We start from the raw sequence: 21,732 nt of genomic DNA, 5'->3' as shown, positions 1-21,732 counted from the left end.
CTCAGGACCCCGCTTCGGAGCCCAGCCGTCCCAAGGGCAGAGGCGTTCCGGTGCCGAGGGCCCGCGCGTAGGCCGCGCGTAGGGTAGGCACCTGATGCTCCCAGGCGAGCTGCTCGCGCATCCGCCGCAACCCGGTCTCCCCCATCGTCTCCCGGCGCTCCGGGTCGTCGAGGAGGGCGAGGAGCTCGTCGGCGAGGGCCTGCGCGTCGTTGGGCCTCGCGTACACCGAGGCGTCCCCGGCGGAGGCGCGGCCCTCCTTGAGGTCGAACTGCACGATGGGTTTGCCCAGCGACATGTACTCCACGATCTTGTTCATCGAGGACACGTCGTTGAGGGGGTTGAGGGGGTCGGGGTTCACGCACACGTCGCAGGCGGTGAGGCGTTCGAGAAGCTCGTCGTCCGGGATGCGCCCGGTGAACTCCACGTACTCGCCGATCCCGAGCTGCCCGGCCAGAGCCTTGAGGTCCGCGAGGCTGGAGCCGCCGCCGATGAGCATGACCTTCACGTCGCGCCGGCCCCGGTCCACCATCTCGCGCACGGCGTGGAGGAGGTAGTCCACCCCCTCCTGCGGCCCCATCACGCCGAGGTAGCCCACGAGGTACCGGAAGCCGCCCCGGTGCCGCTCGCCGCCCGGGCGGGGGCGGAAGCGCTCCAGGCTGGGGGCGCTGCGAACCACGAACACCTGCCCTGGCCGCTTGCGCCCGCGCGTCAGGGCGATCTTGCGGTAGGACTCGTTCGTGGAGATCACCGCGTCGGCCAGCAGGTAGGTCAGCCGCTCGGCGAGCACGAGGGCGCGGTAGGGCAGGTCCTGACGCCCGAACTTCGTGATGTACAGCTCGGGGTTCACGTCATGCTGGTCGAAGATAAAGCGGGTGCCGTAGAGCAACTTGAAGGGGGCCGCCACCAGGAAGATCAGGTCGGGCGGGTTGCAGGCGTGGATGACGTCGAAGCCGCGCTCGCGCCGCACGCGCCACGCCAGCCGAGTCTCGTGCCACAGGGCGGCCAGGTACTCGCGCACGAAGCCCAGGCCCGCGTTGCTCTCGGGGGGCAGGGAGTGGCGGTACACCGCGATGTCCTCGATGGTCTCGAAGCGCTTCTCGTACCCCTTGCCCGTCGGGCAGATCACCGAGACGAGGTAGCCCGCGTCGCGCAGGGCGGTCGCCTCCATCCAGACTCGGCGGTCGAAGGGAACGGGAAGGTTCTCCACCACGATCAGGACCCGGCGCTTGAATGCCCCGGGGTCGGTGCGCTGGCTCACCAGGCCACCCCGTGAACCTGGAGGTGCGCGGGCGCTCCCTTCAGGCTCGCCACGTCGAACACGGGCACGTCCGGCCCCACGCCCTCCAGGATGCGCGCGAACTCGGGGAGGTTCTGGGTCACCACGACCGCCTGGGCGTCGTGGACGAGTTCCTCGGGGTCGTCGGTGAGGAGGCGCGAGACGTGGGGCAAGCGGCGCTCGATGTACTCCTTGTTCGCGCCGAGGAGCTTGGCGGTCTGCACCGCCCGGTCGAGGATGCGAACCTCACACCCCTTGCCGATCAGGCGCTCGACGAGTTCGACCGCCGGGCTCTCGCGCAGGTCGTCGGTGCCCGCCTTGAAGGCCAGCCCCAGCACGGTGACGCGCCGGGCGCCGGTCGCCAGCACCTGCTCCGCCACCCGCTCGATCTGGCTGCGGTTGCTCTGCGGCAGGGAGGCGAGCAGGGGCACCGGGACCTCCTCGCGGCGGGCGAGGTGGAGCAGGGCACTCACGTCCTTGGGCAGGCACGAGCCGCCGTAGGCGAAGCCGGGGCGCAGGTACGCGGGCGAGATGTTGAGCTTGGTGTCCTGCACGATCAGGTTCATGACCTCGCGGCCATCCACGCCCATCGCCTTGGCGAGCAAGCCGATCTCGTTGGCAAAGGTAATCTTGAGCGCGTGGAAAGCGTTCGCGGTGTACTTCACCATCTCGGCGACGCGGGGCGCGACCACGATCAAAGGCGCGGGCACGTCCGCGTACAGCTCGCGCAGGGCGGCCTCGGCCACGGGGTCGTCGCTGCCGATGATCGTGTAGGCAGGCGCGTCGAAGTCGCGGATGGAGCTGCCCTCGCGCAGGAACTCGGGGTTGAAGGCGACGTGGACGTCCGTTCCCCGGGCCGCCTCCCGCAGAATGCCGAGGCAGGTCTCGGTCGTGCCGGGAAGCGCGGTCGAGCGCAAGACGACCACGTGGGGGCGCCCGGTCTCGGCGAGGGCTTCCCCGATCTGCTCGCACACGCGGTACACGTACGAGAGGTCGAGCGCCCCGTTGGGCTGGCTCGGCGTGCCCACCGAGACGATGCTCAGGTCGGCCTCGCGCACCGCGTCCAGCACGTCGGTGGTGGTCCGCAGCCGCCCGGCCTGGACACCTTGGAGCAGCAGGTCGTCCAGACCTTCTTCCACGATGGGCGAGCGGCCCGAGGCGATCATCTCGCACTTCTGGGGGTTGACGTCCACCCCGATGAGGGTGTGGCCGCGCTGGGCGAGGCAGGCGGCGGTGACCGCTCCGACGTATCCGAGACCGAAAACAGCAACTTTCATAAGACCTCCAGGGTGGTGTGCAGGGTGATGGGCAACGTGGCCGTGAGGGTGGCGCGCAGGGACGGGCTGGCCTGTCTGGCCCCGTAGCGCGGGAAGTACCAGCCGAGCGGGGGGTCCCCGGTGTCGGGAGCGTCCTCGCCCTGGCCGCAGCGGACCTGAAGCCGCGGGTCGAAACGCACCCGCAGGGCCCCACCCGGCCAGGCGACCCGCCAGACGGACGGGGCCTCGGGCTGAACCTCGCAGTCGGGGTGCAGGTGCAGGTGCAGGCGCAGGAGGTGGCGGCCCTGGCCCTCCAGGTGGTCGGTGACGCTCAGGCGCCGGGCGTCCAGGTCGAGTTCGCGGTGGTGGACGGGCGCCCCCGGCAGGCGCTCGTACCCGTCGTGCGAGGCCACGAGGCGCCCGCCCTCCTCGCGGGGTTCCCACAGGTGGGCGACGGCGCCGCCGCGGCCCCACGGGGAAGCGCCCGCCTGGGGGCTCTGGTCCTGCCCGTCCACCTCGACGGTGTTATGCGCGGCGGTCGAGTGGAAGGCGCGCGGCCACCCCGCGTCCGCAGGGCCGGCGTACACGCCCGGGTCCACCACCACCTCCTGGGGACCCACCGCCAGGGTGAAGCTCAGCGCGTCCGCGTGCCCGGCACCCTGCCCGGCGGGGGGCGGGAACGCCAGCGGCCCGACAGTGGAAAGCACCCGCACCTCGCGGGGGGCGCCCTGCCCGGCGCTCAGGACGTAGAGTCCCGCGTCGGGGTAGGCCACCTGGCCCCCGGCGTCCTCCCCCGGGCAGGGCAGCGGCACCCGGTGGTCGCCCAGCAGCAGGGTGGCCCCCAGGCGCCCGCCCCGGGGCTCGGGGACGGGCACGCCCAGCCAGTCGCGCCCCACCCGCAGCAGCCAGTCGACCCGGGAGGCGCTCCGGGGTTCGAGCTGCACCGTCAGCCGCTCGTCCGAGTCGCCGTAGCGCGGAAGCAGGTCACCCGGGCCGCGCAGCCGGTCTACCGCCCGGATGGCCCGCGCGAGCCGCGCGAGGTAGGCCGGGTGAAAGGCGTCGGCGCAGCGCTCGCCGAGCAGGGCAGGCAAGAGCAGCAGCTCGGTGGCCCACACGTGGCGGCTGAAGCTCGGCTCGCGGCTCACCCCGCTCTCGAAAAATTGCAGGGTGGCCTCCCGGGTCAGGGCCGCCTTGGCCTCGCGCTGCCACCCGGCGGACTCGGAGAAGACCGGCCAGGTGACGCTCGCCACGTACTGCCCGCCCAGCGCGGCGAGCAGGTCGCTTCCGGCGGGGCGGCCCGACCTCACGGCCTCCTGCACCAGGACCTGGTGGCGGTACACGCTCGGCCACAGCGGGGAGGCGGGCCCGAACCAGGCGCCCCACTCCGGGTGGGGCCGCAGGAGCTCGTAACACCACGCCCAGGCCATCAGGCGCAGGCCCGCCTCGGCGGCGCTGATCCAGTTCACGCCCCGCCGCGGCGGGTTGGCCCGAATCCAGTCGGCGATGCGCGCCGCCGCGCCGACGGCGTAGCGCGGCTCCCCGCTCAGGGTGTAGGCGACGGCGAGCAGGGTGGTGTGGTGGTGGCGGCTCTTTTCCCAGATCGTCCGCACGTCCCCCAGTTCCGGGTCGCGCGGGTCGAGCGCGGCGCCCGGGGCGTCCGGGTCGGTGCGGCGGCCCGTCACCTCGCAGCGGTGCCAGTCGGTCATGCCGTCCGGGGTGGGGTCGGAGGGCGCGTCCGCAAAGGCGAAAAAACGCCAGCGGCCCTGCAAGACCTCCTCCGCCTCGCGCAGCAGGGCGGCGCAGGTCGCCTCGTCCACCATGCGTCTCAGGCGCGGCGGGTTGAGCGGCAACCCGTAGAAATGCTGGCGGTGCGGCCTTTCAAACAAGGCGCCCTCCGCCCCCCGCAGCTCCTGCGGACGCCCGCGCCTCCCGCCGTGCTCCCTCCCCACCTGCCACACCGCCTCCCCCGGGGTTGCCCCCCAGCCGCGCCCGTCCCCCCGGCGGGCCCGTCCCGAATCCTGTGACCTTGCGCTCACGCGCGCCCCCACCCCGCGCCCCGTTCAACCGCAGGAGCGTCGTCGAGGGCCCTCACGCCACCACCGCCCGCGAGTGCACGGCCTGCAACCACAGCTCCAGGCACACGGCGGTCCAGGCGAGCTTGGCACCGCCCGTCTGGGCGAGGGCCGCCGGGGCGAGGAGGGCCTCGAGTTCCGCGCCCGACATCCAGCCGCGCAGCCGCGCCCCGGGCGAGAGCAGCAGGTCGCGCGACATGCTCCGCAGCGCCGGGTCGCCCACCAGCCACTCCCCCAGCGGCAGGCGGAAGCCGCTCTTGGGCCGCTCCAGCACCGCCCGCGGCAGCCGGTCGCCAAAGGCCTGACGCAGCGGCATCTTGCCCCGCAGCCGCTGGATCTTGACCCGGCCCGGCAACGCGACCGCCCAGGGGGTGAGCCGCGCGTCGAGGAGAGGCACCCGCTGCTCGATGGAGGCCTGCATGGTCGTGTAGTCCCCGCGGTGCAGCAGGTTGTTGGGCAGCCACGACTCCAGGTCGAGCACCTGCATCCGCTGGAGGTCCGACCAGCCCCGGGGGTAGCCCTCCAGGCGGTCTTCCACCCAGTTCCGCGCCCGCTCGGGACGCGCCCCGGCCCCCACCAGCGCCCCCACCAGCGAGGGCGGCGCGTCGTCGTTGGCAAACCAGCGCATCCAGCGCGCGGCGCGCCCCGGCTCGCTCAGGGCGTCGGCGGCGATCCCCAGCCGTCCGCGGCGCCCCAGCCAGCGGCTTCCCAGGCGCATCGCCGGACCCAGCGGGCGGGCGAGGCCGTCCACGGCGTACTTCGGGTAGCCCGCGAAGGACTCGTCGCCGCCCTCGCCGGAGAGGACCACCTTCACGTCCTGGGCGGCGCGCAGGGAGAGCTTGAGCATGGCGACGTCGGCGGGCTCCGAGAAGGGGCCGTTGAGGGATCCCGAGAGTCTCGGCGCGAGCGCCACGAAGTCCTGCGCGCCCACCGTCACGGGGTGCAGCCGCGCCCCGAGGTGCTCGGCGACCATCCGGGCGTAGGGCAGCTCGCTCGCCTCGGAGGACGCACCCTCGAAGCCCACCGCGTAGGCATTCAGGGGTTCACCGCCCCCGCGCGACACGAGCGCCTGGGCGACCACGCTGGAATCCAGGCCGCCGCTCAGGAAGCAGCCCAGCGGCACGTCGGCGAGGGTGTGGTGTTCGACCGAATCGAGGACCCGCTCGCGGACCTCCTCCGGGCTGACCCCCCCGGCGGCCTCCAACCGGCGGCGCTCGACTTCCTCGGTCACGCTGGCGAAGCGCACGTGGATCACCGCGTTCGCCTGGGGAGCGACCACGAGCGCGGTGCCGGGCTCCACCCGCTTGACGTTCTCGTACAGGGTGTTCAGGCCCGAGGGGTGCCGGGAGACCAGGGTTTCGAGCACCGAGGTCAGGTCGAGGTCGGTGGAGCCGCCCGAGAGCCCCAGCAGGGCGCCGATCTCCGAGGCGAAAAACACCGAGCCGTCACGCCCGCGCGTCCAGAAGAGGGGCTTGATCCCGAAAGGATCCCGCGCGATGACCGTGTTGCCGTCGCGGCGGTCGTGTAGGGCGAAGGCGTACATGCCGCGCAGCCGCGCAAAACCCGCCACCCCCCAGGCGAGATACGCCGCGAGGATCACCTCGGTGTCCGAGCGGGTGGCGAACTCGTGCCCGCGTGCCGTCAGTTCCTGCCTCAGTTCCAGGTGGTTGTAGATTTCCCCGTTGAACACGACCGTCGTGAGTCCGTGCACGTCGCTCATGGGCTGATTGCCACTCGACAAGTCGATGATGCTCAGCCGCGCGTGCCCCAGGTGGGCGCTTCCCACGAGCGCGCTCGTCTGCGCGTCCGGGCCGCGGTGGCCCAGCGCCGCCAGCCCGAGCGTCTCTGTGGCCGAGGGCCTCCTGCGCACACTCCCGATGATTCCGCACATACCTCATTCCCCCCACCCCGGGCCCACGGCCCGAATGCTCGTCTGTGTCTCCGGGCGCGGCGTCGCCGCCTTCCACACCCCTGTCACGCGCCGAGGCCCGTGTCCCCCGGCCCCTGTGCCCGGCTCCCGCCGCGCCCGGTCAGTGCGCCCCCTTGCGCCGGAGCACCACGTGCACGGTCGCCGCGAGGAGCGTCAGGTCGAGCCACGGGCTCCAGCGCCGCACGTACTGGAGGTCCATCTGCACCCGGTTTTGAAAGCTCGTGCCGCTGCGCCCCGAGACCTGCCACCACCCGGTCATGCCGGGGCGGCAGCTCAAGATCACGTCGGCGTGCGGCCCGATCTTGGGCCGTTCCCGCGCGAGGTAAGGCCGCGGCCCGACGAGGCTCATGTCTCCCAGCAACACGTTGATGAGCTGGGGCAGCTCGTCGAGGCTGGTGCTGCGCAGAAAGTGGCCCACCCGGGTCACCCGCGGGTCGTCCTTGAGCTTGTGGTAGGTCTCGTAGTAGGCGCGCGCCTCGGCGTCTTGTTCGAGCAGGTCGGCGAGCCGCGCCTCGGCATTCTCGTGCATCGTGCGGAACTTCCAGCAGCGGAAAGACCCCCCGCGCCAGCCCATCCGGGGCGCCCCGTACAGCACGGGCCCGCGCGAGTCGAGCGCCACCGCCAGCCCCACGAGCAGCAGCAGCGGCGTCAGGACCGGGAAGAGCAGCGCGACCACGAGGAGATCGAAGACGCGCTTTTGCCGCAGGTCCCCCGGCTCCAGGTGGCGGCGCCGGGCTTCGAGCACGCTAAAGCTGCCCAGGTGGTGCGAGCCCGCCCAGCGGCTGTCGGAGGCGGGCTGGCTCACCATCACGAGCACCCGGCGAAACAGGGCCAGCGGCCCGTCGAGCAGCCGGTCGCGCACCGCGTAGGGGATGTTGGGCACCGCCAGGATGGCGACGTTGGCCTGACCGTCCGCCACCGGGTGATAGCCCAGGCTCCAGTCGCTTCTGAGGGTCTGCATCAGCAGCGCGGCGGCCTCCCCGTGCCCGATCACGGCCACGTCCACCCCCCACGCCCCCACGCGGTGCAGCAGCCAGCGCGCGCCGATGCGCGCCACGAGCGCCGCCGGAATCCCCAGCACCAGCCCCAGGACGAGAAGCAGCGCCGCCGCCCCCGCCCCCAGGCCCCCGGCGAGCACGGCGCCCACCAGGGTCGGGAAGGCCGCCACCGCCGGAATCACCGTGCGCCGCAGCCGCTCGCTGGCGTCGAGGCCGTACCCGGGATAGCTGCGGATCAGGGTGGCCGCCGTGAGCCAGGTCGCCGTGAAGCCGAGCTGCCAGGGCAGGCGGTCGAGGTGGTGGACCGTGAGGTGCAGCACCAGCCCGGCGGTCAGCCATACCGCCAGCGCCTCCGCCGCGGCGAGCACCAGCCCGTTCATAAGGGCCCGCCGGTCGAGGTCCCCGGTGGTGGGCACCCGCACCCGGACGTCGGGCGACTCTCCGGACGGGGCGGTGGTCGAGGCCGGGGCCTCCCCCGTCCGCAAAAGTTCTTCCGAGATGACCGAGTGCGTCACGCGCATTTCCCCCTGAGACTGCCCCTGAAGCGGTGGGCGGATGGGTCTGTGCCCCCCGTGCCAGGTCGATGTCTGAGATCAGGCCTGTGCCTGTCTCCGAAGGTAGGGGTTTTCCAGGATGATCAACGGACGCTCAGGTCCCCGGAGACGGGAGGGACAGAGCCCCGGCACTGGACCCGGCTCCAGCCGGGCACCCGAAATCCTGAGAGACCAACTCCGCGTTCCACAACGCCTGGAGCGGTGGGCGAGAGCGGCCTTCTCATTCCCTGTAGGATTTTCTCATAGATGCGCGCTTATAGTCGGCCCCGTCTGCATCGTAATGGGTGCCGACCACCATTGTTGATCCATGCGCCCGAGGATGGGGAGAGAAAGGACAAGCCCTGCCTCACCGTGGCGGCCCTTGCGTGTGGTGACGGACCACACCGACCGCGACTTTGTTAAATAACAAGCAAACGACTGTCCCACCGAATATAGAAGGCGTGGGAATTCTCACGTCTTTGCGTGTTTTGTAGACACAACGAATCGATGAAGAAAGTGCGAAATTTTCTATGTACATCCAGTTAAGATTGAAGTAAGGTTGCTGACGTGATGAATCAGTTTTCCGTAGCCTCTCGCTCGTCCTTCGCCCTGCTCGTCACGACCGCGCTGCTGGTGGGTTGTGGAACCTCTCGGCCCGGCGGGTCGCCGGGGGGCTCGGCGACGCCCCCTGCCGGAACGGGGGCCACCACACAACTGGAGGCCGAGGGCGCGACGACCGTGACGCTGCCGCAGCAGGAGATTCAGGCCATGACGGTGGTGAACCCGGGGGCGCCCAGCGGCGGCAAGGTCATCAGCGACGCCGGGGCGAGCGGCGGGCAGGCAGTCAAGCTGCTGAGCAACGGCAACGCGGTGCGCTTCACGGTGCCCTCGGGGCTGGGGGCGGGGCGCTACACCGTGCGGGTGCAGGGCCGCGCCGATCTCTACCAGGGCGGGCCGGTGGTGAGCCTGCGGGTCAACGGCACCGAGCGGGGCCGGGTCGAACTCAGCAGCGCGACCTACGCGGCCTTCACGGCGGGCACCTTTGACCTCAAGGCGGGCGACACCATCGACGTGACGCTCGTGAACGACCTCTACGACGGCGACGGCAAGGACCGCAACGCCATTATCGACTACCTGATGATCGACCCGGCGGGCACGGCCACGACCTCCAGCCCGGCGGTGGCGGCGCCCTCCGGCGCGGTGGACGTCAAGAGCTTCGGGGCGCGGGGAGACGGCAGCACCGACGACACCGACGCCCTGCGGCGGGCGGCGGCCTCGGGCAAGAGCCTGTACTTCCCGTCCGGCACCTACCGGGTGCGGCGCGTGATCTCCTTCCAGAACCTGAACGGGCAGACGATCACCGGGCAGAACGCCACCCTCAAGCAGGACTCGAACTTCACCCGCGACGGGGACAACGCGGTGCTCTTCCTCAAGAACAGCAGCAACGTGACCATCCAGGGCCTGACCGTGATCGGCAACCGCACGTCCTCCACCCCGAGCTCCATCGACATCGACGGCGTGAAGGTGGCCGACAGCTCGAGCGTCACCCTGCGGGCGATGAACGTCTCCCGGGCCACCACCAACGGCATCACGGTCCGCGACACGAACGGGCTGGTGATCGAGAACACCACGGTCGCGCAGAGCAACCACCACGGGATCTGGATCTGGCGCGGCAGGAACACCCGGCTGAGCGGCAATACGGTCAACGACAGCGGCATCGGCATCCTCGCCACGGCGGGCGACGGCTTCACGGCGGAGAACAACCGCATCTCGGGCACGAGCGACACGGGCACCAAGACCGAGGGTGTGAACAACGTCGTGTACCGCGGCAACACGGTGAGCAACTTCGGCAAGGACGGCATCAAGGTGATGCCCCACACCGCCTCCGGCGTCACCGTCATCCGCAACGCCGTGATCGAGAACAACACCGTCTCCGGCTTCCGCGGCCTGACGTACGACGCCACGAGCAACATCCTGGTGCACTCCACGCTCGGTGGCCGGGTGGTGGGCAACACCGTGACGGGCTCGGGCGGCACGACGGGCAGCCCCGAGGAGGACGGCATCCGGATCAACGCCTACGGGGGCTACACCCGCTCGCGCGATATCGAGGTGCGGAACAACACCCTGCGCAACGTGAAGACGGGCCTGCGCCTGATCTCCGACAACATCACGGTGACGGGCAACCGCGTCCAGGCAGTCGGGTACGCGGCCCTGCTCGAGGGCGTCGGCCTGAGCCTGACGAACAACCCCGAGATCCGGGGCGGCGCGGGCATCACCGTGCTGTACACCACGGGCGCCCAGGGCGACGTGATCGGCAACTCGCTGTTCGGCAATGACCTCGCCATCTACGCCGCCAACAGCGGCAACCGGGGCCGCATCTCCGGCAACACCTTCGCCTCCACCTACCGCAACCGGGTCGTCGCCGGGTCGGGCGTCTCCTACACCCCCTGAGCCCACCCGCACGAAAGGGGCACCCTCACCCGGCGGTGGGGGTGCCTCTCCTTATCACGGTTGCTCGCTCCGCTCGGGCCGGACCACTGGAGGGGAAGACCCTCAACTCGTCCGGCCACCGCCGTCAGAAGGCGTAGCGCACCCGACACTCCGGCAACTCGCGGGTCAGCAGTTCGGTGAAGCGGGCGACCGCCTGGCCCTTGAAGCCGTGGCGGTAGCGGATATTTTCGCCGCCGTGCTCCGACCGTTTGGTCTCCTGCCACGCCGGGCGCCACAGCAGCCGCTCGGCCCGGGGGTGCCAGCCCAGGTTGACCTCGTGCAGGCCCGCGTTGTGGGTCAGGAAGATCACCTCGGCGGCGAGCTGCGCCCTGGCGCGCGGGGAGAGCACGTCCCGGACCTCACGCAGCAGCTCCGTGTAGTCGGCGGTCCAGCCCTCGTAGATCACCACGGGCGAGAAGTTGAGGTGGACCTCGTACCCCGCCTCCACGAAGTCGTTCACGGCGGCGATGCGCTCCCGGATGGGTGAGGTCCGCACGTCGAGCACGCGGGCGACGGGGCGCGGCATCAGCGAGAAGCGCACGCGCGTCTTGCCCTGGGGGTCGTAGGTCAGCAGGTCGCGGTTCACGTACTTGGTGGCAAAGGACGCCTTGGCGTTGGGCAGCTCCCGGTAGAGCGCCACGAGGTCGCGCACGTTGTCTGAGAGCAGGGCGTCCACGCTCAGGTCGCTGTTCTCGCCCACGTCGTAGACCCACAGCTCGGGATCGACCTGATTGGGCTGGGTCTTGGGCCCGAGCTTCGCGGCGTGGCGGCGCAGGGCGGCGAGCGCCTCCTCGATGTTCACGAAGGTGGTGATGGGGTTGGCAAAGCCCTTGCGGCGCGGCACGTAGCAGTACGCGCAGGCGAGCGCGCAGCCGTTGGCGAGGCCCGGCGCGATCCAGTCCGCGCTGCGCCCGTTGGCGCGGGTGGTGAAGGTCTTGCGCACGCCGAGGACGAGCACCTGCCGCTTGAGCCGCACCCAGTCGCGCACCAGCCCCGCGTTGCCGTGCAGACCAGGAATGTTCCAGTGGGAGGGGACCAGGGTTCGCTCGGCGTCCGGGAAGCGGGCCAGGATGTCGCGGCCCCGCGCGTACTCGGTCACCCGGGGCTCCAGGTAGATGTGGCGGACGTCGAGGAGCCAGGAGGCCATGCCGCCAGGAGAGCACGGGCGCGGGCTGCCCGCCGTCCCCGATCACCCAGAGTCGGGGGGGCGGGGGCCGGGGGTCGTCTCCCCCACCACCGCCGCCTCCCCCTCGCTCGCCGCCCAGCGGACGAAGCGCATCACCTCGGGCAGGGCCGAGGGGTCGGGCGTGTCGTCGAGGTGCCACGCCCGCGAACGCTCGATCAGGGAGCGCCATGGCCCCGGCAGAGCACCGAGGGCCCAGGCCACGGCGCGGGGCTTGCTGGGCAATTCGCCCGTGAGCAGGGTGAAGAGCGCCCGGCACATCGTCTGGACCGCGAAGGCCTGATAGCTGCGGCGGCGCAGCCACTCCGGCTCGTCCGGCTGAGAGGCCCACGACCGCAGCGTCTGCCGGACGCTCACCCGGAGCCCGTCCGCCGTAATGGGCTCAATGAGTGTCCTGGGATCGGGGCCAAGCAGGGTCACGCCGCGCTCACGCACGACCCAGCGTTCGAGCATCCAGTCGGCGCCGTGCTCGCCCCGGGAGAAGGCCCAGTCCGGGCCGACCGTGGGGTGACGCCGCTCGTGCGGGGCGAAGTGCCGCAGCGAGGCTCGGTCGATGTAGGAGCCCTCGATGTGCCCGGCGTAGGGGTTGTCGAGCGCGGCGAGCCGGGTGTGAAGGTCCGCGAGGGCGGCGAACTGGGCATCCGACACGGGGGGCCCGGTCACGACGAGAAAGTCGAGGTCGCTCGATTCCGGGTCGAAGTCGCCGAGGGCGAGGGAGCCGCGCAGGTACACGCCGACGAGATCGTCCCCCAGCGCCGCCCGCACGCCGGACACGAGGGCGCCGAGCATCGCGCGCACCTCGGGGGTGAAGCGGAGGTCGTCGGTGGGAGGCGGCATGGGGTGGCCTTCATTCTGGGGAAGGCGCGGGCGGCGCTCGCCTTCATCCGGCCTTGAGGAGTTGACGGCCCGGGCAGGCGCGGTGCAAGGTGGGGCACCAGAGCCCGAGGCCGCCGCGGGTCGCGGCCCACGCAGGGGGCTCAGCCGCCGGAGAGCCGGGCGCCGGGCGGCCACTGGATGGGCAGGGGCCAGCGGACGGGTAGACGCCCCCCTGCCCCCCGCATGTGGACTCCGCTCCGGAGGGGGCTCAGGGCTCAGCCCACGTCGATCATGACCTTCATGCTCGTCTGCTTTTCGCGGTCGGCGAACTCGAAAGCTTCCGGCGTCCGCTCGAAGGCGTAGCGGTGGGTCACGAGCGCGTCGAGGTTCACGGCCCCGCTCTCGACAAGCGCGATGGCCGCCGGGTAGCAGTTCGCGTATCGGAACACGCCCCGGATGTTGACCTCACGGCTCGCCGCCGCCACGAGGTCGAGGCTCACCTCCGGGTCGGGCGGCAACCCCACGAGGACGGTCGTGCCGCCGGGCCGGGGTGCGGCGAGGCTCAGGCGGGTGGTCGGCAGGCTCCCTGCCGTCTCGAAGGCTACGTCCACCCCGGCGTGCGTCTCCGGGAGGTCGGAGCGGGTGATCTCCCGGATGCGGGGGATGGGGTCCTCGTGCCGCGCGTTGACCGTGTGCGTCGCGCCCACCCGGCGGGCGAGGTCGAGGCGGAAGTCCTCCAGGTCGACGGCGATGAGGGTGGTCGCCCCAGCCGCTCTCGCCGCTTGCAGGGTGGTGCAGCCGATGGGCCCGGAGCCGAAGACCGCGACGCTCTGCCCCGGAGACACCGCCCCCTTGCGCGCGGCCCACACGCCGACCGCCAGGGGCTCGATCAGGGCGCCCGCGTCGTCGCTGAGAGCGTCGGGGAGGGGGAAGGCGAAGTCGTCGGGCCAGAGGACGTGCTCGGAGAGCGCGCCGTGGACGGGCGGGGTCGCCATGAAGGTCATCTCCGGGCAGAGGTTGTACTCGCCGCGCTTGCAGTAGGCGCAGCGGCGGCAGGGGAAGCCAGGTTCCAGCGCCACCCGGTCGCCCGGCCTCACGCGGGTCACCCCCTCGCCCACCGCGTCCACCACGCCCATCACCTCGTGGCCGAGGACGAGGGGAGCCTCCACCACGAACGGGCCGATTCTCCCGTGCGTGTAGTAGTGCACGTCGCTGCCACACACACCGATGCGCCGCACACGCACGCGGACCTCGCGGGGACCGGGGGGGGCCACCTCGCGCGTCTCCCAGCGCAGGTCGCGCAGGCCGTGCAGGACGCTGGTGCGGGAGGAGCGGGGAGAGGAATCGGAGGCGGTCATGATCGCTCCTTCCTGGCGGGAGGACCCACCGGGCCGAGTTCCGGGGAAGGGGGACGGCGGGACCTCAGCCGCGCGTGGTCTCCAGGCCGTCGCCCACGTGCCCCACGACGAGGGCGAACCGCTCGCCGGGGGGAGGTCGAGGACGCAGGCGGGTCAGGCCACGGTCACCGCTGCGGGGTGGAGGTCAGGACGGAGCCGGTGTTCGCGGGCAGCGGTCCACCTGGTCCATCTCGCAGCGCCCGCATCGCCCCGAGGGGCCCCCCCAGGTGCAGGCGCTCGCGGGCCTCCAGGTACGCCCCCCGGAAGCGTTCGTCCTCGCCCAGGTCTCCGAAGACCTCCCGCAGCCCCAGGAAGGCCCCGGGCTCCTCCGCCTCCCGCCGCACCGCCCCGGCCAGGGCTTCCGCACGCTGGTCGTGCAGGGGCGGCAGATCGACCGCCGCGCCGTCCCCGCGCGTGACCGCCTCCAGGTAAAGGCTCCAGGCCGCGACGACGAGGGCCGCGTGTTCGACCTCGCCCCCCCGGCTCAGTTGCTCGCGCACGACGGGCAGCAGGAACTTGGGGATGCGCTCGGAGCTGTCCACGATCAGCCGCGCCAGGGTGTCGCGGATCGCCGCGTTCGAGAAGCGGGCGATCAGCTCGTGGCGGTAGGCGTCCAGGTCGATGCCGGGCACCGGGCGCAGGGTGGGCGTGGCCTCGCGGGTCATGTAGTCCAGCAGGAAGCGGGCGAAGGGCGGGTCCTGACAGACCTCGTGGACGAGGGTATACCCGGCGAGCAAACCGAGGTACCCGGCGGCCTGGTGCGAGGCGTTGAGCAGCCGCAGCTTCATCAGCTCGTAGGGCTCCACGTCGGCCACGACCTGCACGCCCACCTGTTCGAGCGCGGGCCGCCCGAGGGTGAAGCTGTCTTCCAGCACCCACTGGGTAAAGGTCTCGGCCACCACCGGCCAGCCGTCCTCGACGCCGTACTCGGTCTCGACGGCCCGGCGGTCCGCGTCGGTCGTCGCGGGCGTGATGCGGTCCACCATCGAGTTCGGGAAGGCGACGTGCCCGGCCATCCACTCGCCCAGCTCCGGGTCTTTGAGGCGGGCGAACGAGGTCAGCGCCCGGCGCGTCACGTGGCCGTTGCCCTGGAGGTTGTCGCACGACATCACCGTGAAGGGCGCCAGGCCGCGCTCCCGGCGGCGCCGCAGCCCCTCGGTGATGAGGCCGAAGACCGTCCGGGGCGCCCCGTCCGTTCCGAGGTCGTGGGCGATGTCCTCGCCCGTGGGGTCGAACTCGCCCGTCGCGGGGCTGACGCTGTAGCCGCCCTCGGTGACGGTGAGCGAGACGATGCGGGTGGCGGGGTCGGCCAGCCTGTCCAGCACCTTCCCGGGGTCGTCCGGGGCGAACAGGAACTCGCGGATCGCGCCGATGATCCGCGCCTCCGACGTGCTCTCCGGCGACCGGGTGACCAGGGTGTAGAGCCCGTCCTGGGCGGCGAGCACGTCCCGCATCCGCACGTCGGAGGGCAAGACGCCCACCCCGCAGATGCCCCAGCCGTCACCCTGCCCGGCGCCCAGCAGGCGGTCGAGGTACATGGCCTCGTGCGAGCGGTGGAAGGCCCCCACCCCGAAGTGGACGATGCCCGGGGTCAGCGCCCGTGGGTCGTAGGCGGGAACGGCCACTCCCGGACCGAGGGCGTGGAGCGTGGATAGGGCGAGTTTGACCATAGGGGTTTTCTCCTGAAACGAGTGGCACGGGCCCTGCGCTGCGGGGGGAAAACCGGGCCCGGCCTCCTGTCCCGGCTCCTGCCCCGCTTCCGTCCGGGCCCACCGCGGAAGCGACCCGAGCTTACTTCACCGCCCCGAAGCTCAGGCCGCGCACGAGCTGGCGCTGGGCGATCCAGCCGAAGACGAGCACCGGCAACACGACCAGGGTGGCGGCGGCGCTGAGCTGGGCCCAGAACAGGCCCTGGCTGGTCTTGAACTCGCCGATGAACACGCTCAGCGGCGCGGCGTCCGCCGAGGTCAGGTTCAGGGCGAAGAACACCTCGTTCCACGCGAAGATCAGGGCGAGCAGCGCCGTCGCCGCGACCCCCGGCATGGAGAGCGGCAGCGCGATGCGGAAGAATTCCTGACTCACCGAGGCCCCGTCCACCTTCGCGGCCTCGTAGATGGCAAACGGTATCTCGGACATGTACGAGTGCATCATCCACACGACCAGCGGCAGGTTCATCGTCGTGTACATCAGGATCAGGCCCAGCCGCGTGTCGAGCAGCCCCAGGTTGCGGAAGAGCAAGAAGATGGGCACGATCACGCCGACCGCGGGCATGAACTTCGTCGAGAGCATCCAGGTCAGGACCCCCTGCGCCCGGCGGGTGGGGTACACCGCGAGCGCGAAGGCGGCGGGCAGTCCCAGAATGAAGGCGAGCAGGGTCGAGCCCACCGCCGCGACCAGCGAGTTCGCCAGCGCGGGCAGGTAGCTCGGCAGCGCCCGCTGGAAGTTGTCCCAAATCGGTGTAAAGAAAAAGACCGGCGGCGTGGCGAAGGCCTGCGCCTCGGTCTTGAAGGCGTTCAGGATCATCCACGCGAGCGGAAAGAGAAAGGCCAGCACGATCAGGTAGGTGATCACGGTGAGCACGATGTTGCGCGCCCGGTGGCGGTCGCTGACGGTGCGGCCTGCCCGGGAGGTGGGCTGTGATCTGGGAACCGTGGTCATGTCAGCCTCCCCGGTGGTGGGCGGTCGTGCGGCCGATCAGCCTCAGCAGGTACACGGCCAGGATATTCGTCAGGATCACGGTGAGCACCCCCGCCGCGCTCGCCAGACCGATGTTGTACTCGGCGAAGGCCTTCTGGTAGATGAAGTACGGCAGGTTCGTCGTGGCGATGCCCGGGCCGCCCGAGGTCGAGCCGTAGATCTCGCCGTACACCTGAAGCAGGGCGACGGTCTCCATCAAGACGACCACCTGGATCGCCTGCGTCCAGTGCGGCAAGACGATGTGCTGGAACTCCTGCCAGGGCGAGGCGCCGTCGAGCCGCGCGGCCTCGATCTGGTCGTCGGGCAGGCTTTGCAGGCCGGTGAGCAGGATCAGCGCCGCGAAGGGGGTCCACTCCCAGGTGATCATCACGATGACCGAGAACATGGGAAACTGGCCCAGCCAGTCCACGGGCGCCAGGCCCAGGCTCTGCGCCACCCAGGCGAAAAAGCCCGAGGTGGGGCTCAGCAGCATGTTCTTCCAGATCACGGCGGTCACGAGGGGCATCACCAGAAACGAGGAGATCAGCAGGGTGCGCAGCACCGTCCGCCCCAGGAACTGGCGGTTGAGCAGCAGCGCGAGCGCCGCGCCGATGATCAGCGTCAGGATCAGGGTGCCGCCCGCGAGCACGACCGTGTTGAGCAGGATGCGCAGGTTCTGGGGATCGGTCAGCAGCGTCTGGTAGTTCGCCAGCCCAATGAAGGGGCGGCTCGCTGGATCCACGAGGTTGTACCGGAAAAACGAGTAGTACACCGTCATGAAAAACGGCACCTGCGTCGTCAGGATCAGGTACAGCATCGCGGGCCAGATCAGGGCGGCGGGGGTGAGCCGGCTGCCGCGTTTGGGCGCGGGCGGCACCCGCGTCGCCGTGGTGGGCAGGGACTGAACCGTGGTCATGGGGTCACCTCGGCTGTGCTCTCTTGAATGGGGCGAGGGGGAGCCGGAGGAGTGCCTCTGCCTCCAAGCCCCCCTCGCCCCGGCGCCTCGTCGCGGGCGGCGTTACTTCTGGAACCCGCCCTCCTTGGCGACCCGGTTGGCGGCGTCTTGCCCCTGCTTCAGCGCCTGGTCGACCGAGGTCTGGCCGCTCAGGGCCCCCGCCATGTACTGCCCGACCTGGGTGCCGAGTGCCTGGAACTGCGGGATCGACACGTACTGGATGCCGGTGTAGGGCACCGGGTCCTTGGTGGGCCGCGTCACGTCGGCGCGGTTGATGGCGCTCAGCACGAGGCCGCTGAAAGCCCCCGCCGCCCGCTTGTAGTTGGGGTTGTTGTAGGTGCTCGTGCGGGTGCCGGGGGGCACGGCGGCCCAGGTGCCCTTCGTCCGGGCGACGAGGCCGATGTACTCGGGGCTGGTGGCCCAGGTCAGGAACCGGAAGGCGGCGTCCTCGTTTTTGGTGCTCCGGGGGATCGCCAGGTTCCAAGACCAGAACCAGTTGCTGCCGCGCGGGGTGCCGGGGCCGACGGGCGCGTTGGCAAAGCCCACCGACTTCACGATCTTGGAGGACGCGGGGTCACTCAGGAAGCCCGCCGCCACGGTCGCGTCCACCCACATGCCGCACTTGCCCTGGCTCATCAGGGTGAGGTTCTCGGTAAAGCCGTTGCTCGTCGCGCCGGGGGGGCCGTACTTTTTGAGGGTGTCCACGTAGAAGGTCAGGGCGTTTTTCCACGCGGGGGTGTTGAGCTGCGCCTGCCAGTTCTGGTCGAACCAGCGTCCGCCGAAGGTGTTGACCATGGTGGTGATGAAGGCCATGTTCTCGCCCCAGCCGGGCAGCCCGCGCAGGCAGATGCCGTACACGCCCTGCGAGGGGTTGTGAATCTTGCTGGCGAAGCCCTGCACCTGTTGCCAGGTGGGGTTCTGCGGCATGGTGAGCCCCGCTTTCCCGAACAGGTCCTTGTTGTAAAAGGTCATGCTCGACTCGGCGTAGAAGGGCACGGCGTAGAGCTGGTTGTTCACCGTCAGGGCGCTCCGCACGGCGGGCAGCAGGTCGTTCACCCGGTACGAGGCGGCGATGTTCGGGTTCTTCTGGAACAGGGGCGTGAGGGGGTCGAGCCAGCCGTTCCTCGCCCAGATCGGCACCTCGTACGAGCCGATGGTGAGGATGTCGTAGCTGCCCGCGTTGCTCGCCACGTCGAGGGTGACTTTCTGCCGCAGCTCGTTTTCGGGGAGGACCACCCACTTCACGTTGATGTCGGGGTACTTCTTCGTGAATTCGGGGGTGAGCCGCTGCATCGTCACCATGTCGGGATTGTTCACCGTGGCGATGGTGATGGTGGTGGCCGCTTGGGCCGAGGCGCACAGGGCGAGGCCGAGCAGGGCGAGTCTTCTCATGACAAAACCTCCTGAAACCGCGCGGGGACGGCAGGCGAAGGATGCGGGCGGCCTGGGCGGAGCAACCTCGCGAACATGGGGCGGGGCCTCTTTCCCCGAACTCCCCTGAAATGGTCTCGTGTCCATGATTGAAACACAGTCCCCCCGCCGCGTCTAGCCCTGTGCGAATGGACCGAGTACAGAGATGGCCTCGGGGCCACCCCCGGTGGGGGCGGGGGGCGGAAGGGTCCTAGAATGCCCTCGTGTCCACGATTCAGGACGTCGCGCGGCTCGCGGGCGTCTCTCCCACCACCGCCAAGCGGGCCCTGCGCGAGCCCGGCAAGCTCACGCCCGAGACGCTCGCGCGGGTGCGGGCGGCGATTGCGGAGCTGCACTACGAGCCCGACGTGCGCGCGGGGAGCCTGCGGGGCGGGCAGAGCCGGACGGTGGGGCTGGTGGTGGGCAGCATCGTCGAGCCCTTTTTCGCCGCGTTCGCGCGCACGGCGGGGCGCACGCTCCAGGCGGCGGGCTACACCTTGATCATCAGCGAGAACGAGTACTCGGCGCGGCTGGAGCTGCCCGAGTTGCAGCGGCTCTACGGCCAGCGGGTCGCAGCGATCTTGCTGCGGCCTGGGTACGGCCCGGAGAGCCGCGAGTACCTGGGGCGGCTGCGGGACCGGGGCGTCTTCCTCTTCGAGTACGACTACAGGCCGCCGGACTCGCCCTTTCCGGGACTGACCCTCGACAACGCCGCCGCGATGCGGGGGGCGGTCGCGTACCTCCACGGGCTCGGCCACACCCGCATCGCGGCGCTGGGCACCTTTGACCCCCTCGTCTTCCCCGAGGAGCGGTCGCGCACCTTTCCGGAGGCGATGCGCGAGCGCGGCCTGAGCGTCCCGGCGGCCTACGGGCGCGTGGCCCTGCCGAGCGAGGACACCGCCTACGCCCTCACCCACGACCTGCTGGGCCTGCCCGAGCCGCCCACCGCATTGATCGCGCTGACGGGCACCCAGGCGGTGGGCGCCTTCCGGGCGATCCGGGAGCGGGGGCTCACGCTGCCGGGTGACCTCTCGCTGCTGACCTTCGACAACTACCCCTGGACCGCCCTGGTGGACCCGCCCGTCACCGTGATCGAGCAGCCCGTGGAGGCGATGGCCGAGGAGGCGGCGCGGGCCGTGATCCGGGCGCTGGAGGGCGGCGGGGTGGCCCCGGGTCACCGGGTGATGCCCGGGCGGCTGATCGTCCGCCGGAGCTGCGCCGCGCCGCTCCTCCACCCGGCGCGGCGCTGAGCCCGCCCCACCGGCTCGCGCCCGCCCGCTCGCCTCCACTGGAGGTCCACCATTCCCTTCCGGAACAGTCCGCCCGCCCCGAACCCGGTTTCCCCAGCCCGTGCGAGGACAGCGTGAAGCACCAGGCCGCGAACAACCCGACGGGCCGCACCCTCACCTGGGCGCTGCGGGGGCTCGGCGCGCTGCCGCTGCTCGCGTACCCCCTGGTCCTGCCGGCGAGCCTGATGACGCTGGGCACCTCCGACCCCAACTCGCCGCCCGCCCTCCTCACCACGGTGAAGCAGGCCTTTTGCTGGGGCTCGCTCGCCTATCCGCTGGTGTACCTCGGCGGCCTCGTCCTCGCCGGGCGGGCGGCGGGCCGGGGCGAGGCGCGCGGCAGCGTGGTCTGGAGCGCGCTGCCCCTGGGGTACATGCTCGCCCTGGCGGTCTTGTTTCAGGCGTGGGGGGCGCTCGACCGGGCGCGCTGAGGAGCGCCGCTCCCCGAAGCTCCCTCCGGGCCATGACTTCCGGCACATGTGCGCCCACGTGGGGGGGCACTAGCATCTGGCCTCGCACCCCCTCGCCCCCGGCCTCCCCCTTCGCGCGTCGGTCAGGCCCTCACCGCGCTCCTCGCCCGGGTGGGGCGGACGTGGGGCCCTTTTTCCAGGAGGATGTCGATGAGAACGGTTCACCGGGTGATCACCGCGGGTGTGTTGACCCTTTCGCTGGGCTTCCTCTCACCGGTCGGGGCGCAGATCGATCCCCAGAGCCTGAGCAACACGGCCCTGAGCATCTACCAGACGATGCACTGGAACAACGTGCTGAGCGCCAAGGCCCAGCAGGATCAGGCGCTGCCGGGCCGCCCCGCCCCGACTCCGCGCGGGCCCACCACCTTCCGCCCCAGCCCGGAGGTCCGAAAACGGAACCTCGCGGGGTTCGTGGCGAAGACCCGCGCCGCCGATCCGCAGGGGGCCGCCGAGCTGGAGAGGCTCTTTGCCTCCACCGACGTGATCGGCGAGATCGGCAAGGCGCTCGCCCCCTCCGGGTTGAGGACCGACGACGTGGCCGACGCGACCGCCGTCTATCTCGTGGCCGCGTGGTACGGGGTGCGCGGGCGGGACGACGACCCCAGCCGGGCCCAGCTCACCGCCGTGCGCGACCAGATGGCGCGGGCGCTGGCGAACACGCCCCGGTTCACCGCCGCCACCGACGCGCAGAGGCAGGAACTCGCCGAGGCGATGCTGATCCAGGCCGCCCTCGTCAGCGCGTCGGTGGGCGCCGCGAAGGGCCAGCCGGCGGCGCTGGGACAGGTCAAGGCCGCCGTCGCCCGGGGGGCCCGCGCCACCCTCAACCTCGACCTGACCACGGTGCAGCTCACCGACCGGGGGCTGCAAAGGGGCCCGTGAGGAGGGGGCGCGCCTCCGCGCTTGGGCCGGGGAGCCCGCAGCCTCACACCGGGGTGAGGCCACCGAACGGAGGAGGGGCCCGCCACCCGCGCAGGCCCCCCTCCT

16 protein-coding genes are annotated in these 21,732 nt (G+C 71.2%); 4 read left to right on the top strand and 12 right to left on the bottom strand.

Annotated features, from left to right (window positions below):
• Position 1: 1 nt before the first annotated feature.
• From A7B18_RS15800 to A7B18_RS15780, 5 genes are all read right to left on the bottom strand, one after another.
• Positions 2-1,258, bottom strand: a complete 1,257-nt coding sequence (locus tag A7B18_RS15800) for a glycosyltransferase family 4 protein (protein ID WP_245872920.1) — start codon at positions 1,256-1,258, stop codon at positions 2-4.
• Positions 1,255-2,553: a UDP-glucose dehydrogenase family protein gene (locus A7B18_RS15795; RefSeq protein WP_102127668.1), complete on the bottom strand. Its 1,299-nt coding sequence runs from the start codon at positions 2,551-2,553 to the stop codon at positions 1,255-1,257. Before A7B18_RS15795 ends, A7B18_RS15800 begins: the two co-directional genes overlap by 4 nt.
• Positions 2,550-4,418, bottom strand: coding sequence for a heparinase II/III family protein (locus tag A7B18_RS15790; RefSeq protein WP_146009561.1), 1,869 nt, complete (start codon positions 4,416-4,418; stop codon positions 2,550-2,552). The genes A7B18_RS15795 and A7B18_RS15790 overlap by 4 nt, the downstream gene beginning before the upstream one ends.
• Positions 4,419-4,620: 202 nt before the next feature.
• The gene (asnB, locus tag A7B18_RS15785; RefSeq protein ID WP_102127666.1) at positions 4,621-6,495 is read right to left on the bottom strand and encodes an asparagine synthase (glutamine-hydrolyzing); all 1,875 of its coding nucleotides are present in this window, start codon (positions 6,493-6,495) and stop codon (positions 4,621-4,623) included.
• Positions 6,496-6,634: 139 nt separating this feature from the next.
• On the bottom strand, positions 6,635-8,047 hold the full coding sequence (locus A7B18_RS15780; RefSeq protein WP_180970191.1) for an exopolysaccharide biosynthesis polyprenyl glycosylphosphotransferase: 1,413 nt from the start codon (positions 8,045-8,047) through the stop codon (positions 6,635-6,637).
• Between the two features lie 588 nt (positions 8,048-8,635).
• Between A7B18_RS15780 and A7B18_RS15775 the strand changes: the two genes are divergently transcribed.
• Complete coding sequence (locus tag A7B18_RS15775; RefSeq protein ID WP_102127664.1) at positions 8,636-10,516, top strand: right-handed parallel beta-helix repeat-containing protein; 1,881 nt, start codon at positions 8,636-8,638, stop codon at positions 10,514-10,516.
• Positions 10,517-10,640: 124 nt separating this feature from the next.
• Here A7B18_RS15775 and A7B18_RS15770 read toward each other — a convergent pair whose 3' ends face one another.
• The 7 genes from A7B18_RS15770 to A7B18_RS15740 all read right to left on the bottom strand — a co-directional run bounded on the left by A7B18_RS15770 (position 10,641) and on the right by A7B18_RS15740 (position 18,974).
• The gene (locus A7B18_RS15770; RefSeq protein ID WP_102127663.1) at positions 10,641-11,702 is read right to left on the bottom strand and encodes a spore photoproduct lyase family protein; all 1,062 of its coding nucleotides are present in this window, start codon (positions 11,700-11,702) and stop codon (positions 10,641-10,643) included.
• Positions 11,703-11,744: 42 nt separating this feature from the next.
• Positions 11,745-12,575 (bottom strand): aminoglycoside adenylyltransferase domain-containing protein, encoded by an 831-nt coding sequence (locus A7B18_RS15765; protein ID WP_102127662.1) that lies wholly within the window; start codon positions 12,573-12,575, stop codon positions 11,745-11,747.
• A 254-nt stretch (positions 12,576-12,829) separates the two neighbouring features.
• Positions 12,830-13,912, bottom strand: a complete 1,083-nt coding sequence (locus A7B18_RS15760; RefSeq protein WP_102127661.1) for an NAD(P)-dependent alcohol dehydrogenase — start codon at positions 13,910-13,912, stop codon at positions 12,830-12,832.
• 164 nt (positions 13,913-14,076) lie between these two features.
• Complete coding sequence (locus tag A7B18_RS15755; protein ID WP_102127660.1) at positions 14,077-15,621, bottom strand: mannitol dehydrogenase family protein; 1,545 nt, start codon at positions 15,619-15,621, stop codon at positions 14,077-14,079.
• Positions 15,622-15,742: 121 nt separating this feature from the next.
• Positions 15,743-16,609, bottom strand: a complete 867-nt coding sequence (locus A7B18_RS15750; protein ID WP_102127659.1) for a carbohydrate ABC transporter permease — start codon at positions 16,607-16,609, stop codon at positions 15,743-15,745.
• A 1-nt stretch (position 16,610) separates the two neighbouring features.
• Positions 16,611-17,543 (bottom strand): carbohydrate ABC transporter permease, encoded by a 933-nt coding sequence (locus A7B18_RS15745; RefSeq protein ID WP_102127658.1) that lies wholly within the window; start codon positions 17,541-17,543, stop codon positions 16,611-16,613.
• Positions 17,544-17,645: 102 nt separating this feature from the next.
• Positions 17,646-18,974 (bottom strand): ABC transporter substrate-binding protein, encoded by a 1,329-nt coding sequence (locus A7B18_RS15740; protein WP_102127657.1) that lies wholly within the window; start codon positions 18,972-18,974, stop codon positions 17,646-17,648.
• A 242-nt stretch (positions 18,975-19,216) separates the two neighbouring features.
• Here A7B18_RS15740 and A7B18_RS15735 point away from each other — a divergent pair, with 242 nt between their 5' ends.
• From A7B18_RS15735 to A7B18_RS15725, 3 genes are all read left to right on the top strand, one after another.
• Positions 19,217-20,242 (top strand): LacI family DNA-binding transcriptional regulator, encoded by a 1,026-nt coding sequence (locus A7B18_RS15735; protein WP_102127656.1) that lies wholly within the window; start codon positions 19,217-19,219, stop codon positions 20,240-20,242.
• 113 nt (positions 20,243-20,355) lie between these two features.
• The gene (locus A7B18_RS15730) at positions 20,356-20,709 is read left to right on the top strand and encodes a hypothetical protein (protein WP_102127655.1); all 354 of its coding nucleotides are present in this window, start codon (positions 20,356-20,358) and stop codon (positions 20,707-20,709) included.
• Positions 20,710-20,898: 189 nt separating this feature from the next.
• Positions 20,899-21,627, top strand: coding sequence for a DUF6683 family protein (locus tag A7B18_RS15725; protein WP_102127654.1), 729 nt, complete (start codon positions 20,899-20,901; stop codon positions 21,625-21,627).
• Positions 21,628-21,732 lie beyond the last annotated feature (105 nt).

Source organism: Deinococcus planocerae (genome assembly GCF_002869765.1).
Lineage (GTDB): Bacteria > Deinococcota > Deinococci > Deinococcales > Deinococcaceae > Deinococcus > Deinococcus planocerae.
Note: the sequence above shows the minus strand (reverse complement) of the source record. Positions and strands in the feature narration are given on the sequence as shown.